This window comes from Kitasatospora sp. CM 4170 (genome assembly GCF_032110285.1).
In the GTDB taxonomy this organism is placed as follows: Bacteria; Actinomycetota; Actinomycetes; order Streptomycetales; family Streptomycetaceae; genus Kitasatospora; species Kitasatospora aburaviensis.
Genome location: NZ_CP134877.1, coordinates 4,564,245 through 4,579,553, shown reverse-complemented (window position 1 = coordinate 4,579,553; position 15,309 = coordinate 4,564,245). Strand labels below are relative to the sequence as shown.

At 76.7% G+C, this 15,309-nt stretch carries 10 protein-coding genes and 1 tRNA gene; 8 read left to right on the top strand and 3 right to left on the bottom strand.

Annotation, left to right across the window (positions count from 1 at the left end; translation table 11 throughout):
• The first annotated feature begins 22 nt into the window (after positions 1-22).
• The 4 genes from RMN57_RS19395 to RMN57_RS19380 all read left to right on the top strand — a co-directional run bounded on the left by RMN57_RS19395 (position 23) and on the right by RMN57_RS19380 (position 5,068).
• Positions 23-1,432, top strand: coding sequence for an MFS transporter (locus RMN57_RS19395; protein WP_313764611.1), 1,410 nt, complete (start codon positions 23-25; stop codon positions 1,430-1,432).
• A gap of 283 nt (positions 1,433-1,715) precedes the next feature.
• Positions 1,716-3,080, top strand: a complete 1,365-nt coding sequence (locus RMN57_RS19390; RefSeq protein WP_313764610.1) for an FAD-linked oxidase C-terminal domain-containing protein — start codon at positions 1,716-1,718, stop codon at positions 3,078-3,080.
• Between the two features lie 455 nt (positions 3,081-3,535).
• Positions 3,536-3,865 (top strand): hypothetical protein, encoded by a 330-nt coding sequence (locus RMN57_RS19385; protein WP_313764609.1) that lies wholly within the window; start codon positions 3,536-3,538, stop codon positions 3,863-3,865.
• Positions 3,866-4,285: 420 nt separating this feature from the next.
• Entirely contained in the window at positions 4,286-5,068 is a 783-nt protein-coding gene (locus RMN57_RS19380) for a pyridoxal 5'-phosphate synthase (RefSeq protein ID WP_313764608.1), read from the top strand.
• Positions 5,069-5,207: 139 nt separating this feature from the next.
• Here the strand turns inward: RMN57_RS19380 and RMN57_RS19375 are convergent, their stop codons facing one another.
• On the bottom strand, positions 5,208-6,272 hold the full coding sequence (locus RMN57_RS19375; RefSeq protein WP_313764607.1) for an EamA family transporter: 1,065 nt from the start codon (positions 6,270-6,272) through the stop codon (positions 5,208-5,210).
• A gap of 152 nt (positions 6,273-6,424) precedes the next feature.
• Here RMN57_RS19375 and RMN57_RS19370 point away from each other — a divergent pair, with 152 nt between their 5' ends.
• Both RMN57_RS19370 and RMN57_RS19365 read left to right on the top strand, forming a co-directional pair.
• The gene (locus RMN57_RS19370; RefSeq protein ID WP_313764606.1) at positions 6,425-7,297 is read left to right on the top strand and encodes a DUF1906 domain-containing protein; all 873 of its coding nucleotides are present in this window, start codon (positions 6,425-6,427) and stop codon (positions 7,295-7,297) included.
• A gap of 92 nt (positions 7,298-7,389) precedes the next feature.
• Entirely contained in the window at positions 7,390-8,760 is a 1,371-nt protein-coding gene (locus RMN57_RS19365; protein ID WP_313764605.1) for a hypothetical protein, read from the top strand.
• Positions 8,761-8,848: 88 nt separating this feature from the next.
• Here the strand turns inward: RMN57_RS19365 and RMN57_RS19360 are convergent, their stop codons facing one another.
• Positions 8,849-9,046 carry a hypothetical protein gene (locus tag RMN57_RS19360; RefSeq protein ID WP_313764604.1) on the bottom strand — a complete coding sequence of 66 codons (198 nt, stop codon included), beginning with the start codon at positions 9,044-9,046 and terminating at the stop codon, positions 8,849-8,851.
• Positions 9,047-9,295: 249 nt separating this feature from the next.
• Here RMN57_RS19360 and RMN57_RS19355 point away from each other — a divergent pair, with 249 nt between their 5' ends.
• Positions 9,296-10,957: a long-chain fatty acid--CoA ligase gene (locus RMN57_RS19355; RefSeq protein WP_313764603.1), complete on the top strand. Its 1,662-nt coding sequence runs from the start codon at positions 9,296-9,298 to the stop codon at positions 10,955-10,957.
• Between the two features lie 117 nt (positions 10,958-11,074).
• Here the strand turns inward: RMN57_RS19355 and RMN57_RS19350 are convergent, their stop codons facing one another.
• Positions 11,075-14,836 (bottom strand): PAS domain-containing protein, encoded by a 3,762-nt coding sequence (locus RMN57_RS19350; RefSeq protein ID WP_313764602.1) that lies wholly within the window; start codon positions 14,834-14,836, stop codon positions 11,075-11,077.
• Between the two features lie 176 nt (positions 14,837-15,012).
• On the opposite strand from RMN57_RS19350, the gene RMN57_RS19345 reads away from it, so the two are divergent.
• Positions 15,013-15,106: transfer RNA gene (locus RMN57_RS19345), tRNA-Ser, on the top strand.
• Positions 15,107-15,309: the final 203 nt, after the last annotated feature.

Below are 15,309 nucleotides of genomic sequence, written 5' to 3'. Positions count from 1 at the left end.
GAGGGTCCTACCGTCGGCGGGCATGGCGACGAGCACCGACCCCGGTCCACGCACCCCGTCCACCGGCACCCCGTCCAACGGGCCGGTACCCAACGGCACCCCGTCCAACGGCACCCCGTCCACCGGGCCGGTACCCGCCGGCCCGGCATCCGACGCCGGCGGGCCGGCCCGCCCCGGGGCACCCCGCCCCGGGGCACGGCCGGCCGCGCTGCCGGGCCGGTACCTGCTCTGGCTGGGCGGGGTCCAGGTCGGCCTGCTCGGGGACGCCGCGCTCTACTTCGCCCTGGGCTGGGCCGCGTCCGCGCACGGCGGCGGCGCGGCCGGCCTGGTGCTGACCGCGATCACGCTGCCCCGGACGGCCCTCGTCCTGCTGGGCGGCGCCGTGGCGGACCGGTTCGGGGCGCGCCGGGTGATGCTCGCCGGGGACACCGTGATGCTGGCCGCCACCCTCGTGCTCGCGGGGGCCGCGTCCGGCCGGGACGTCCCGTTCGGGCTGTTGGTGGCCGCCGCGGCGGTGATCGGCACCGTCGACGCGTTCTACCTCCCCGCGAGCGGCTCGATGCCGCGCCGGCTGGTGGGCGCCGAGCGGCTGCCCCGCGCGCTCGCACTGCGCCAGGCGGGCGGCCAGGTGGCGGCGCTGTTCGGGGCGCCGCTCGGCGGGGTGCTGGTCGCCCTGGGCGGGCTGTCCGGGGCGGCGCTGGCGGACGCGGTGAGCTTCGGCGTCGTCCTGCTGGTGCTGCTGCGGGTCCGCCCGGCGGAGGCGGCTCCGGCGCGGTCGGCCGGCGCGTCGGGGCTGCTCCGGGAGGCGGCGGCCGGTGTCCGGCTGGCGGCGGGGGACCCGCTGCTGCGGGCCTCCCTGCTGTTGACCGGGGCCGCCGCCGGGGCGCTGCTGCCGGTGGTGTCGCTGCTCGTGCCGCTGCTGGCCCGGGCGCACCACTGGGGCGCCGGCGCGGCCGGCCTGGTGGGCGGCGGTGAGGGGGCCGGGGTGCTCGTGGTGGCGGCCGTGGTCGCCTGGCGGGGCGGCCTGCGGCGGGCCGGGGTCGGGGCGGCGGCCGGGCTCTGCACGGCGTCGGCGGGGATCGCGGTGCTGGCCTGGGCGCCCGGCGGGCCGGTCGCGGACGCGCCGGTGCTCGGCGGCGCCGTGCCGGGTGCGCTGCTTGCGGTCGCGGGCGGGGTGGTGCTCGGGGCGGGCGCGGGCCTGTTCGCCTGCCACCTGGGGCCGCTGGTGCTGGGGGCCGCGCCGACCACCCACCTCTCCCGGGTGCAGGCCCTGCTGACGCTGGTGCAGAGCGGAGCGCTGGTGCTCTCCACCGGTCTGCTCGGGGTCCTCGCGGACACGGCGGGCGCTCGCCTGCCGGCCCTGCTCTGCGCGCTCGCCACCGGCGCGGCGGGCCTGGCGGCGCTCGCCTCCCCGACGCTGCGCCGGGCCTGAACCGTGGCCGGGCGGACCTCCGGTCGGTCCCGGGCGGAGCACCGGTCGCCGGCGCAGCACCCGCCCCGGGCGCCCCGCCCCGGTCACCCGCCCCGGGCGCCCCGTCCGGGACGGCGTACTTGCCGGTCGTGCACCCGCCGGGCAGAGTGCCACCGAAGACGATGGGCCGCGTACGACCGGGCCGCGCACGAGTGGCGCGCCCGCGGCCCGACGGCGTACGGACTGGGCGGTGCCGGCCCGGGCGATCACCGGGTTCCGCGGCGCCGGACGAGCGGAGGCGGCGATGAGTGATCTGACGGACCGGCTGGCACAGGGCCTCCCGCACGGTGGGCTGGTGGTGGACCCGGACGTGATGGCCGCCTACAGCCACGACATGGCCGGCTTCTGCACTGCCGGCACCCCGGCGGTGGTGGCGTTCCCGGAGACGGTCGAGCAGGTGCAGCACATCCTGCGGACGGCGACGGACCTGCGCGTCCCCGTGGTGCCGCAGGGCGCCCGGACCGGGCTCTCCGGCGCGGCCAACGCCGTGGACGGCTGCATCGTGCTCTCCATGGTGAAGATGAACCGCATCCTGGAGCTCGACCCGGTGAACCGGATCGCGGTCGTCGAGCCCGGTGTGGTGAACGCCGAACTCTCGCGGGCCGCAGCAGGGTTGGGCCTCTCCTACCCGCCGGACCCGTCCAGCTGGGAGTCCTGCACGATCGGGGGCAACATCGGCACCGGCGCGGGCGGGCTCTGCTGCGTCAAGTACGGCGTCACCAGCGAGTACGTGCTCGGGCTGGACGTGGTGCTGGCGGACGGGCGGCTGCTCTCCACCGGTCGCCGGACGGCGAAGGGCGTGGCCGGCTACGACCTGACCCGGTTGCTGGTCGGCTCGGAGGGCACGCTGGGCGTGGTGGTCCGGGCGGTGGTGGCCCTGCGGCCCGCTCCCGCACCGCAGCTGGCACTGGCCGCGGAGTTCCCGAGCGCGGACGCGGCCGGGGCGGCGGTCTGCGAGGTGATGGCGCGGGGCCTCACGCCGTCGCTGATGGAGCTGATGGACGCGGTGACCGTCCGGGCGGTCAACGAGCTCGGGCAGATGGGCCTGCCGGAGTCGACCCAGGCGCTGCTGCTGGTGGCCTTCGACGGACCGGACCCGGCGGGCGAGTTGGCCGCGGTGGGGGAGATCTGCCGGGCGGCGGGGGCGACCGAGGTGGTGCCGGCCGAGGACCAGGCGGAGTCGGAGCTGCTCCTGGAGGCGCGGCGGCTGGCGCTGCCGGCGCTGGACCGGCTGGGCACCACGATGATCGACGACGTGGCGGTGCCGCGCTCCCGGCTGGCCGAGATGCTGGCCGGGGTGGCGGAGATCGCCGAACGGCACGCGCTGACCATCGGGGTGGTGAGCCACGCCGGCGACGGCAACACCCACCCGATCGTCATCTTCGACGCGGACGACCCCGAGGAGTCGGCCCGGGCCCAGCGCTCCTTCGACGAGATCATGGCGCTGGGGCTGGAGCTGGGCGGCACGATCACCGGGGAGCACGGGGTCGGCCTGCTGAAGCGGGAGTGGCTGGCGCGCGAGCTGGGGCCGGTGGCCCTGGAGCTGCAGCGGCAGCTGAAGGCGGTCTTCGACCCGCTGGGCATCCTCAACCCGGGCAAGGCGGTCTAGGCCCCTTTCTCCGGTGGGATGAATGTGATGGTGGAACAGTCGCAGAATGGCTGGATTTATCGACATGGGAAGGTGACTCACCCTTGAGGGGGCGCATTCGCCGGTGCTCTGCGCCGCGATGGTGCGCCCGGTGGTGCGTGTGCCCTCCGTGCGCCGCCTCCCGAAGCTCCTCCGTGTCCGACCGTTCGGGCGAAATCCCTGGTGGGCGGCGGTGTGTCGGCGCGTTCTCCGCCCCGGGTCCCGTTATTCGCCGGCGCCTTGGATATCACGCTAAAGGGCGAAGATGCTGCGGCGTGGTGGCGCTTTGTCGATTTGTTGCGGAAGTCTGTCTCTCGGCGTCGCAGCCCGCAGGTGTTCGTCTGGCCGGCGAACTCCCGCACCTCATGCAGGAACGCACCACCTTGCACGATCGAACGATCACGAAATCATGATGTACAGCTTTTTGGAGGGCACCCATGGCTCGCATCCGGACCCGCCGGCTGGCCGGTCTTCTGTGCGTCGCACCACTCGCGGCCGGTCTGCTGCTCGCGGGAGCCGGCTCCGCCGCCGCCGACAACGGCGCGGCGGCCAACGACGGCTCCAATAGCAGCGTGGTGTCGAACGTCGGGACGGGCAACGTCTTCGGCCCGGTCGACGGCAACTACGTCTCCACCCAGCAGACGGCCACCGGCTCCGGTGCCTCGAACCAGGCCAACACCCTCGCGGTGAAGGACAACTCGGGCGCGATCCTGGTCGGCCAGGCCAACAAGAACGTCAACATCGTCTTCGCCCCGGTCTTCAACTGACCGGCCCGGGTCCCACCGACGGCGGGGGCGCCTGAGGTGGAACGGCCGCGGGTGGGCTGAGCATCCGCGGTGGGCCCGGGGCGGCTCCGAGCGGCCGGAAGGCGCTCGCACGGCCGCAGCAGGGGACGATCCGACGCAGGGAACGATCCGGGTCAGCGGAAAGGGTCACCGCGAAACCGGCCTCGTGGGCGGTGCCGTCGACGGCACCGCCCACGAGTGCGTCCGGGGTCCGTGTGTTCGGACCCGAACGCCCGGCGCCGCTGGGCGGGTGCGCCACCCGCGGCCGACCGGCCAGGGTGGCCGCGGCGCCGTCACCCCGCGGCGGTACGGTTGCGCTCCGACAGCGCAAAACCCGCGCCCGGGGCCCGACGGCCGGGCCCGCGCGGGGCTGCGGCCGCGGCAACCGGAAGGAAGGGCGCGATGGCAGCGGAGGAGGCGGGCCTCAACGGTCCGGGCGAGGCCAGGCCTGCGCCGGGACCCGACCCGAGGTCCGGGGCGAGGTCCGAGACCAAGCCGGAGGCGAGGCCCGAAGCCAGGTCCGTGCCCGAGCTGTTGCTCGGCCGCCCGCCGATGGCCCGTCCACTGCCCTCCTTCGACGCCGAGGCGGCGCCCGGCGAGCCCGGCCCGCTCTTCGTCGACTGGCTGGCCACCGCCCTCGCGGCCGGTGCGCTGGACCCGCAGGTCGCCACGCTCTCCACGGTCGACGCCGACGGCATGCCGGACGCCCGCGTCCTGGTGCTGCGCGACGTGGACGCCGCCGGCACGGGCTGGGTCTTCTCGGCCGCCGCCGACAGCCCGAAGGGGCGGCAGCTGGCCGACCACCCGGCCGCCGCGCTCACCCTCTACTGGCCCCAGCTCGGCCGCCAGGTGCGGGTCCGCGGGACGGTCGAGCGGGCCGCGGACCAGGTCGCCGGGGCGGAGTTCGCCACCCGCTCCCCGGCCGCCCGGGTCGGGGCGCTGGTCGGCCGGCAGAGCGAGCCGCTGGGCTCGCTGGCCGAGTACGACGAGGCGGTCGCGGTCGCCCGCCGCCGGCTGGAGGCCACCCCGGACGCCGTGGCGGCCGGGCACGCGGTGTACACGCTCTGGGCGAACGAGGTGGAGTTCTGGCAGGGCGACGCGGACCGCCGCCACGTCCGGCTCCGTTACACCCGGACGGGACCGGTGCGCGCCCCGGAGTGGTCGCGCACGCTGCTCTGGCCGTAGGGCGCGCCGACCGCAGGGCCGGGCGGGCCGAGGTGGCCGGGCGGGGCGGGGTGCTGCCGGGCGGGGCCGGGGTACGAGGGGTGGGCGTTCCGGCGGACCCGCCCCGCCCAGGTCCCCACCGGGCGTCAGCGCCGTCCGGTCAGCGCCGTCCGGTCAGCGTGGCGCCCACACTGGCGGCCACCACGCAGCCGATCCCGGCCAACTGGGCCGCGCCCAGCAGCTGACCCAGCACCACCAGGCCGACCAGCGCGCTGACCGCCGGCTCCAGGCTGACCAGCACGCTGAACACCCGCTGCGGCATCCGCCGCAGCGCCGTCATCTCCAGCGCGTACGGGATCACCGGCACCAGCAGCGACACGCCCGCGACCGAGAGCAGCAGCACCAGCGGCGAGGCGCCCGGCGCGGTCAGCCCGTCCCAGGCCTGGCCGAGCCCGAACGGTGCCAGCGCGAGCGCTCCCACCGTCATCGACACCGCCAGCCCCTGGAAGCCCTGGAACGCGGCGCCGACCTTGTCGGTGAACAGGATGTAGGCCGCGTAGCAGGCGGCCGCTCCGAACGCGTACGCCAGTCCGACCGGGTCGAGCGACGACCCGCCGCCGTCCTCGCCGAGCAGCGTCAGCAGCGCCACGCCGCCGGCCGCCAGCAGGGCCCAGACCAGATGGCTGGCCCGCCGGGCGAAGACCAGCGCCACGGCGAGCGGGCCGAGGAACTCGATGGTCGCGGCGGTGCCCATGGGCAGCCGGTCGATCGCCCCGGCGAACAGGAACGTCATCCCCGCGGAGGCCACCCCGAGCAGGGCGGCGGCGGCCAGGTCGCGCGGGCGGCGGCCGCGCAGCGTCGGCCGGGTGGCGGCGAGCAGCACCACCGCGGCGAAGCCCAGCCGGAGGAAGGTCGTGCCGCTGACCCCGAGCGGGCCGAACAGCGGCTTGGACAGGGCGATGCCGAGCTGGACCAGCAGCATCGCGGCCAGACAGAGAAGCGGCGCCGGGATTCGCTCCGGGCGCCGCAGGAACTTCGGGGACCGCCGGCCGGTCGGCACGGCGGACGGTGCTTCCGGTGGCAGCTCCGAGCCGGGCGCCCCGCCTCGTCGCCAGCCACCGCGCTCGCCGGCGGGCTCGCCCTTGGGAGCGGGCGGCATGGCAAGGGCCTCGGCGGCGGAGGCCGGCGCCGGAGCGGTGGTTTCGCTGAGGTTGGGCGTGGGCATGCTGGCGAGTTTGCCGTAAGGAGTCAGCCAGGGGCAAGCTCGTTACAATTATCGGGACGGATGCGGACGGGTGCCCCCGAAAGGGTGGGCTTCCCCGGTGGTCGCGGCGCGGTTGCCGCAGCGGCCCGACGGTCCGTCAGTATCAAGGCCGGGTGCGCTATCTCCGCTCGACGGCCATGGCCGCCGCCTCCCTCGTCCTGCTGCTGGCCGTCGACGGACCGGGTGCGGGCGCCGCGGAGACCGTCACGATCGCCGCCGCCGTCCCGCGCGTCCGGGCCACCGTCCTGCCGGACCGGGCCGGTCCCCCCGCCGGCCGCGACACCTACCGCGGCGCCGCCTTCGACGCGTGCACCGCACCGCCGCTGGAGACGCTGCGGGCCTGGCGCGGCGCCTCCCCGTACGGCGCACTCGGCATCTACACCAGCGGGAGCCAGCGCGCCTGCGCCCAGCCGCAGCTGACCGCCGGCTGGGTCCGCCGGGCGCGCGCGACGGGCTGGCGGTTCCTCCCGGTGCACGTCGGGCTGCAGGCGCCGTGCAGCGAGCTCGGGAGCAAGCCGTTGCGGATCGACCCGGCCCGCGCCGTCCAGCAGGGGCGCCAGGAGGCCGCCGAAGCGGTGCGCGGCCTGCGCGCCCTCGGACTGGGCGGGGGCAGCCCGGTCTTCCTCGACATCGAGGCCTACCCGCTGCGCGATCCGGCCTGCGGCCAGGCCGTCGTGGACTTCGCGCTCGGCTGGACCCAGGGCCTGCACGGCGCGGGCTTCCGGTCCGGCTTCTACTCCAGCCTCGACTCCGGCATCGCCGATCTCGCCGCCGCGGCCCGCGCCGGGAGCTCCCCACTGCCGGACACGCTCTGGTACGCGCGCTGGAACGACCGCGCCGACACGGTCGGCGAGGGCCCGCTCACCCCGGACCTCTGGGCGAACCACCAGCGCGTCCACCAGCACCACGGCAACGTCGAGGAGACGTACGGCGGCGCCACGCTCGTCATCGACCGGAACGAGGTCGACACCCCGCTGGCGAGTTGACGCACCGACGGGGCCGGGTCGGGTCCGGCGGGGCGGATAGGGTGGCCCGTCGACCCGATCGAGGTCGGCTCGGTCAAGGACGGGGGACGGGCATGACGGACCAGGGGTACGGCGGGAGAGCGGGCGGGAACGGCGGCGCGCCGCCACCGAACCCGTACGCGCAGGGCGGCTCCTACGGCCAGGGGGCGCCGAACCCGTACGGCGGGTCCGCTCCGAACGGGCAGGGCGCGCCGAACCCGTACGCGCAGGGCGGCCCCTACGGTCAGGGGGCGCCGAATCCGTACGGCCAGCCGTACCCGGCCCCGGCCCCGGCCCCGGCCAACCCGTACGCGCAGCCGCTCCCGCCGCAGCCGATCCCCTCGCAGGCGGCGCCCGTCGCCCAGCCCGCGCCGGCGCAGCAGCCCGCGCCTGCGCACCGGCCGACGCCCGCGCCGCAGCACCCGGCTCCGGTCGGTGCGGGTGGCCCGATCGGCCACTACCCGGGCCCGGCGCCTCGGCGCAACCCGGTCGCCGTGCTGCTGCAGTTCACCCTGCAGTGGATCTACGCGCCGCTCTGGATCGCCGCCCTGGTGGCGCTGTTCGCGCTCCTGCTCTGGAGCGGCGGCGGAGGCCCGTCCGCGCCCAACTCGGACGCCTGGCTGAAGGTCAACCGCACCTTCATCCCGCCGCGCCGACTCAAGGCCGAGCTCACCGGCAAGCCGGAGGACTGGGAGCGCTACGTCACCCCGATCCTGGAGCGGCGGATCCGCGACGCCGAGCAGAAGCACGCGTTCGGCGCCGGCGATGTCGCGGAGGACTTCTCCCGGGTGATGCACGTCAAGCTCGCGGTGCGCCTCTACCGGGGGCTCGGGGCGGCCGGCGTGGTGCGGATCGCCGAGCGGTACGGCTGGCACGGCGGGGCGAGCGACGAGGGCCGGGTCCGGGTCCGCCGGGTCTTCCCGGCGCCGGCCCCGGTGGCCGTGCCCGGCCCACTGGACCCGCCGGCGGCCCCCGGTACGCCGTGGGGACCGCAGCCGAGCCGGCCGGCGGTGCTGCTGCCCTTCATGCTGGTGCTGCAGATCGCCTACGTGCCGCTCTGCGGGGTGCTCGGCCTTCTGCTGTTCTGGGGGCGCCACGCCCGGCCGGACTACTGGGACCGCTGGGGTGCCCGCTGGGCGGTCGGCCCGCGCGCCTTCTGGGCGGAGCTGACCGGCAGTTCCGCGGCTTGGGACCGCCACATCCGGCGCATCCTGAAGCCCGACCGGGGCGCGCCCAGGAAGAAGGCCGACGAGCCCGGGGTGCCGTCGCCCGTCATCCGGGCGGTCGTGCCCGCCCGGACCCGGGTCAACCTCGCCACCTACCGCGGCGCCGGCGCCCAGGAGGTGCTGCGGATCGCCGCGGAGCAGGGCTGGGTGCTCGACCCGGCGTACACACCCGAGCCGGAGGCCTGCGTCCGCCTCTACAAGCCGCACCGGGCCGCCTGACCGGGCCGCCTGACCGGTCGTCATGCCGGCCGCCCAGGGCCCTGCCGGGTTCGCCCGGCAGGGCCCCGGGCCGTTGCCGGAGGGTAAGTCAGTCCCGGAGGCCGAGGGAGAGCCAGCCGCTCCCGGCGCAGTCCCGGCAGGTCTCCGGGATGTGGCCGGTCCCCGAGCGGTCGGACCGCACGCCCAGCCGGGCCCGGGTCCGCACGCCGCCGGAACAGCACGGGCAGGGCACCTTGAACCCGGTCGGCCCCGGGTCGACCCGGCGGTCGTCTCGACTGTCACTCATGCGGCCCAGTATTCCGTGCCGCCGCCCGGCCCGGGGCACCGCCGCCGGGCCGGCCCCGCCACCGCCCGGCCCTCAGCCCGGGGCGGATCCCGCGCCGGCCAGGGCCGCAGCGAATCCGTGATCGGCACAACGGGGTCGGGATACTGACAGCGGCGAGGTGGGAGGGGCACAATCGGGCTCGACTGCCCGCGTTACCCACCAGTAGCAGGTGCCGTCGCAGCCGCAGTGCCGCCCGGTCAAGGAGGACCCGTGTTCAGCACGATGCAGGACGTACCGCTCACCGTCGCCAGGATCCTCACCCACGGCGCGACCGTCCACGGGCGCTCGACCGTCACGACCTGGGACGGGACGGGGCCGGTGGTCCGGACGTACGCCGAGGTCGGTGCGCGCGCCGCGCAGCTGGCGTGCGCCCTGCGGGACGAGCTCGGCGTCACCGGGGACGACCGGGTGGCCACGCTGATGTGGAACAACGCCGAGCACCTGGAGGCGTACCTCGCGGTGCCGTCGATGGGGGCGGTGCTGCACACGCTCAACCTGCGGCTGCCGGGGCACCAGCTGTCGTTCATCGTGAACCACGCCGCCGACCGCGTGATCATCGTCAACGGCACGGTGCTCCCGCTGCTGGCCGCCGTGCTGCCCCAGCTCAACCCCACGCTGAAGCACATCGTGGTCACCGGCCCCGGCGACCGGTCCGTCCTCGACGGCTTCGCGGGCACCGTGCACGACTACGAGGAGCTCATCGCCGACCGGCCGACCGAGTACCCCTGGGCGACCGACATCGACGAGCGCCAGGCCGCCGCGCTCTGCTACACCTCCGGCACCACCGGCGACCCGAAGGGCGTGCTCTACAGCCACCGCTCGGTCTACCTGCACTGCCTGCAGGTCAACACCGGCGACAACTTCGCCCTCACCCCGCGCGACCTCGCGCTGCCGGTGGTCCCGATGTTCCACGTCAACGCCTGGGGCCTGCCGCACGCCGCCTTCATGTCCGGCGCCGACCTGCTCATGCCCGACCGCTTCCTCCAGCCGAAGCCGATGGCGGAGATGATCTCCGCGCTCCAGCCGACCGTCAGCGCCGCCGTGCCGACCATCTGGAGCGGCCTGCTGGACGAGCTGGACGGGGGCGACTACGACACCTCCAGCCTGCGCATGGTGGTCATCGGCGGCTCGGCCTGCCCGCCGTCGCTGATGAAGGGCTTCGAGGAGCGCCACGGCATCCGGGTCGTGCACGCCTGGGGCATGACCGAGACCTCGCCGCTCGGCTCCTTCGCCCAGCCGCCCGGCGGCCTCACCCCGGAGGAGGAGTGGCCGTACCGGGTCACCCAGGGCGTCTTCCCGGCGTCCGTCGAGGCCCGGCTGATCGGCCCGGCCGGCGAGCGGATGCCGCACGACGGTGTCGCGGCGGGCGAGCTGGAGGTGCGCGGCCCGTGGATCGCCGGCGCGTACTACGGCGGCGCCGGCAACGACCCGGAGCGGCCGGACGACAAGTTCGCCGAGGACGGCTGGCTCCGCACCGGTGACGTCGGCACGATCACCCCGGACGGCTACCTCACCCTCACCGACCGGGCCAAGGACGTGATCAAGTCCGGCGGCGAGTGGATCTCCTCGGTGGACCTGGAGAACCACCTGATGGCCCACCCGGAGGTCGCCGAGGCGGCCGTGGTGGCGGTGCCGGACGAGAAGTGGGGCGAGCGTCCGCTGGCCACCGTGGTGCTGCGGCCGGGCGCCACGGCCGGGCTGCCGGAGCTGCGGGCCTTCCTGGCCGGGCGGGTCGCCTCCTGGCAGCTGCCGGAGCGCTGGTCGATCGTCGAGTCGGTGCCGAAGACCTCGGTGGGCAAGTTCGACAAGAAGGTGATCCGCGCCAGCTACGCCGCGGACGAGCTGACCGTCACGCTGCTCGGCAAGGAGTAGTCGACAGAACACCTAGGGCCGGCCACCCCGGGAGGGGCGGCCGGCCCTCGGCCTTTCCGCATCCGTGCCGCGGCCGCGCTCCGGCCGGACCGCGCCGGCGGCCGTGGGCCGCGACCGTCAGCCCGCGGCGGCGACGCCCGCCTCGCCCATGGCGCCGATCCGCCCGAGCAGGTCCACGATCCGCGACTGGACGTCCGCGGTGGTCGAGCGCTCGGCGAGGAACAGCACCGTCTCGCCGGTGCGCAGCCGGGGCAGCTCGCGCGGGTCGAGGTCCACCGAGGTGTAGACGACCAGCGGGGTGCGGTGCAGCCGGTCGTTGGCGCGCAGCCAGTCCAGCAGGCCGACCCGGCGGCGGCGGATCTGGAACAGGTCCATCACCACCAGGTTGGGCTGCACGCTGCTGGCGCGGGCGACGGCGTCGTTCTCGTCCGCCGCGTGCTCGACGTGCATGCCGCGCCGCTCCAGGCTGCTGATCATCGCTGCGGCGATGTCCGGGTCGCCCTCGACCAGCAGCACGCGCGGGGCGTGGTTCTCGCCGTCGCGCGGGGCGAGCGCGCGCAGCAGGACGGCCGGGTCCGCGCCGTACGCGGCGTCCCGGGTCGCCTGGCCCAGGCCGGCGGTGACCAGCACCGGGACGCGGCTGTTGAGCGCGGCCGTGCGCAGCGACTGCAGCGCGGTCCGGGTGATCGGTCCGGTCAGCGGGTCGACGAAGAGCGCGGCGGGGAAGCCGGCCACCTGGGCGTCGACCTCCTCGCGGGAGCGGACGATCACCGGGTGGTAGCCGCGCTCCTGCAGCGCCTGCCGGGTGGCCGGGTCGGGCTCGGGCCAGACCAGCAGCCGGCGCCCGCCGTCCTCGGCGGTGGGCGCCGGCGCGGGGTGCTCGGAGGCCTCGCCGCGGCCGGCGGCGGGCAGCTCGGCCATCGGACGCGGCGCCGTGCGCGCCTCCTGCCCGGCGGACGGCTGCGGCGCGTCGCCCGCGGGCACCGGGAGGGGCGCGCCGGAGTCCTGGAGCGGGGCCGGTGCGGGCGGCAGCGGTGCGGGCGGGAGCGCGGCCGGGAAGCCGGCCTGCTCGGGACCGCCGTGCTGGTCGCGGCCCGCGCCGTCCTGCTGGTCGCCCGGTACGGCGGGCGCGAGCAGCGGGCGTGGCGGCATCAGCTCGGCCAGCCCGGTGGCGACCGGCTGCGGGCCGGCCTCGCGGCCGTCCGGTGCCGCGCCGGGGGCGGGCAGCGCGGGGCGCGCGGGCGCCAGGGCGGTGCCGGTGCCCTCGGCCGCCGCCTGCGGCTCGGCGCCGGGGCCGGGAGGGACGGCCAGCCGCCGGCGGCGCCCGGTCGGCGCGGCGGCCGGCTCCGGCGGGGCCGGGGCCGGTCCGGCGGGCAGGGCGTGCTCCAGGCCGGGGTAGTGCGGGGTGCCGGCGTCGGGGACGCCGGGGAGCGCGAAACCGCCGGACGAGTCCTCGGCGGCCGGCAGCGCGCGGCGCCGCCGGGAGGGCTTCGCCTCCGGTGCGCCGACCGCCTCCAGGCCGGTCCCGCCGGCCGGCGTGCCGCCGGCGGGGGTGCCGTCGGCCGGCGTGCCGTCGGACGGCGTCCCGTGCGCCGGAGTGCCGGCGGGGGTGTCGGAGGGGGCGGGGCCGAGTGCGAGCGGGCCGCGCGGACCGGCCGGGCGCGCCTCGGCGGCGGCCCGGTCCTCCGGGGGACCGTCGACCGGGACGGCGTACGCGGTGCCGGACCGGCCGTCGTCCTTGCCCCACGGGTCGGCCGCCTGCGGGGTTGGGCCACCGAGGCCCGGGCGCCCGTAGGCGGCGTCGTTGCCGGTGCCGTTCCACTGCTCGGGGACGGCCCGCTCGACCCGGGCCGGCGCGTGCGGCCACTGCTCGGCGCCGTCGGGGGCGGCCGCGGCACCGGCGACGACCGGGGCGGGGCCGAGGGCGATCGGGGCGCCCGCGCCGCCCGTGTCGCCCGGACCGTCCGCAGGGCCGGCGCCGTCGCCGGACGGCCGGGCCTCGGCCGATGGCTGCTCGGGGGCCGGCCGGCCGCGGCGCCCGCGCCGCTCGCCCGCCGGCTTCTCGCCGGGATCGCCGTCCGCGGGCCGGTCCGCGCGATCGGCGGCCGGGGCGGCACCGTCCGACGCCCCCTCGGCACCGTCCTCGGGCCGCTGCGCGGTGGGCAGCTGCGGGATCCCGGGCAGCTCGGGCAGGACGGCGGAGTCGCTCTCCTTGGGCCGGTCCGACCGGCCCTCGGCGCCGGCGCGCTCGGCGGCGGCCTTCGCCGCGGCCGGGTCCAGCGGCAGCTCGACGACGTACGTGGTGCCGGCCTTGCCGGGCAGCTCGTGCGGCTGGAGCACGCCGCCGTGCCGCTCGACCACCGCGCGGGCGATCGGCAGGTGGACCGGGCTGCCGCCGCGGCCGGGGCCGCGGATCTCCACCCGGGCGACGTCGCCGCGCTGGGCGGCGGCGAGCACCACCATCGGCACCTCGTTCCCGGCCGGCGCCTGCGCGGCCCCGCCGGCGGCGGGCAGACCCGGGGTCAGGCCGGGGGAGGGGAGGCCGGGGGCGGCGTCCAGCGAGAGCGTGACGCCGCTGACGTCGGCCACCAGGTGGGCCAGGGCCTGGGCGAGCCGCTGCTCGTCGGCGATCACCTCGACGGAGGCGGCGTGCACCGAGAACCGCACCCGCCCGGCGCCGACCAGCTCGCCCGCGTGCTCGACGGCCCGCCGGACCACCTTGTCCAGGGCGACCGGGACGCGCTCGGCGGGCTTCTTGCCGGTCCGCCCCTCGGCCGCGCCCGCGCCGGAGCCGGCGGACGCCCCCTCACCGGCCTCGGAGCGCTGGTGGGCGAGCACGCCGTCGATCAGCTTGCCGAACCGGCGGCACTCGTCGGCCAGCCGCCGCAGCGTCCAGTTGGCCTCGGGCCAGAGCTGGCCTGCCGGGTCGGCGGCGAGCGCGTCGATCCGCCGGTGCAGCGCGGTCAGCGCGCCGCCCAGCTCGCTCTCCAGGACGGCGGTGAGGTGCTCGTTGCGGGCGACCAGGGCCAGCTCGCGGCTGCGGTCGGTGAAGGTCATCACGGCGCCGACCAGCTGGTCGCCGTCCCGGACCGGGGCGGTGGTGAGGTCGACGGTGACCGGCCGGCCGTCCTTGCGCCAGAGCACGGTGCCGCGCACCCGGTGCTTGCGACCGGAGGTCAGGGTGTCCAGCAGCGCCGACTCCTCCAGCGCCAGCGGGGTGCCGTCGGCCCGGGAGTGCTGGATCAGCGGGTGCAGCTCGCGCCCGCCGAGCTCGCTGGCCCGGTACTCCAGGATGTGCGCGGCGGCCGGGTTGACCAGGACGCAGCGGCCCTCCAGGTCGACGCCGAGGACACCCTCGGCGGCGGCCCGCAGGATCATCTCGGTCTGCTTGTGCTGGCGGCGCAGCTCCGCCTCGACGCCGAGCCGGCTGGAGAGGTCGCGGACCAGCAGTAGCAGCAGGTCGCTCGCGGAGGGCCGGGAGCCGTCGCGGTAGGGGTCGTAGGGGACGAGCGGCGAGAGCGCGTAGCCGCGGCCGTCGCCGGAGGACGCCCCGTCGTCGGCGAAGTCGTTGCCGGAGACCTCGACCGGGAAGGTGGTGCCGTCGGTGCGGCAGGCGGTCATCCGGACCGGGCGGTCCAGCGCGTCGTCCTCACGGGCCGCGGGGCGCATCGAGCCGGGGATCCGGCTCGGATCGAACTCGGGCAGGAGGTCCAGCACGCCCATGCCGACCAGCGAGGTGCCGGGCGCCTGAAGGGCCTGGACGGCGGCGTTGTTGGCATCGACGACGGTGCCGTTGCTGTTCACCAGCAGCAACGCGTCGGGCAGGGCGTCGAGTATGGCGGCGAGGCGAGCAGCGCCTCGGATCGGCCTGCTGCTCACGTCGACAGGTCTCCTCGGCTCAGGGCAGCTCCTCCGGAGACGGCAGTATCTCATTCTTCTTTGCGGCGGGGACGACCCGCCTAGTAACGTGGTCGGTGGTTGGTGCCGAGCCTACGGGTTGTGGCATCATCACAGGCACACGGAACGGGTCCGCCCTGCGGGTCCGGTCTTTGTGGGGAGGCTTCGCCTAGTCCGGTCTATGGCGCCGCACTGCTAATGCGGTTTGGGTCTTAAAGCCCATCGAGGGTTCAAATCCCTCAGCCTCCGCCAGCCGGGAGCCCCGTCGACGATCTTGTCGGCGGGGCTTCTCGCATGTCCGGGCCGGTTCCGCGGCCCCCGGCGGGGCCGGGTCGGGAGCCCCGGGCCCGGGCCGGGCGGTGGCGGAGGCCGGATCCGGGCGGGGTCGGCGGCCGGTCGGCCGGGGGCCGGATCAATCGATTTCGCCCCGCGTCGCAGGTCATGTAATGTTGTCC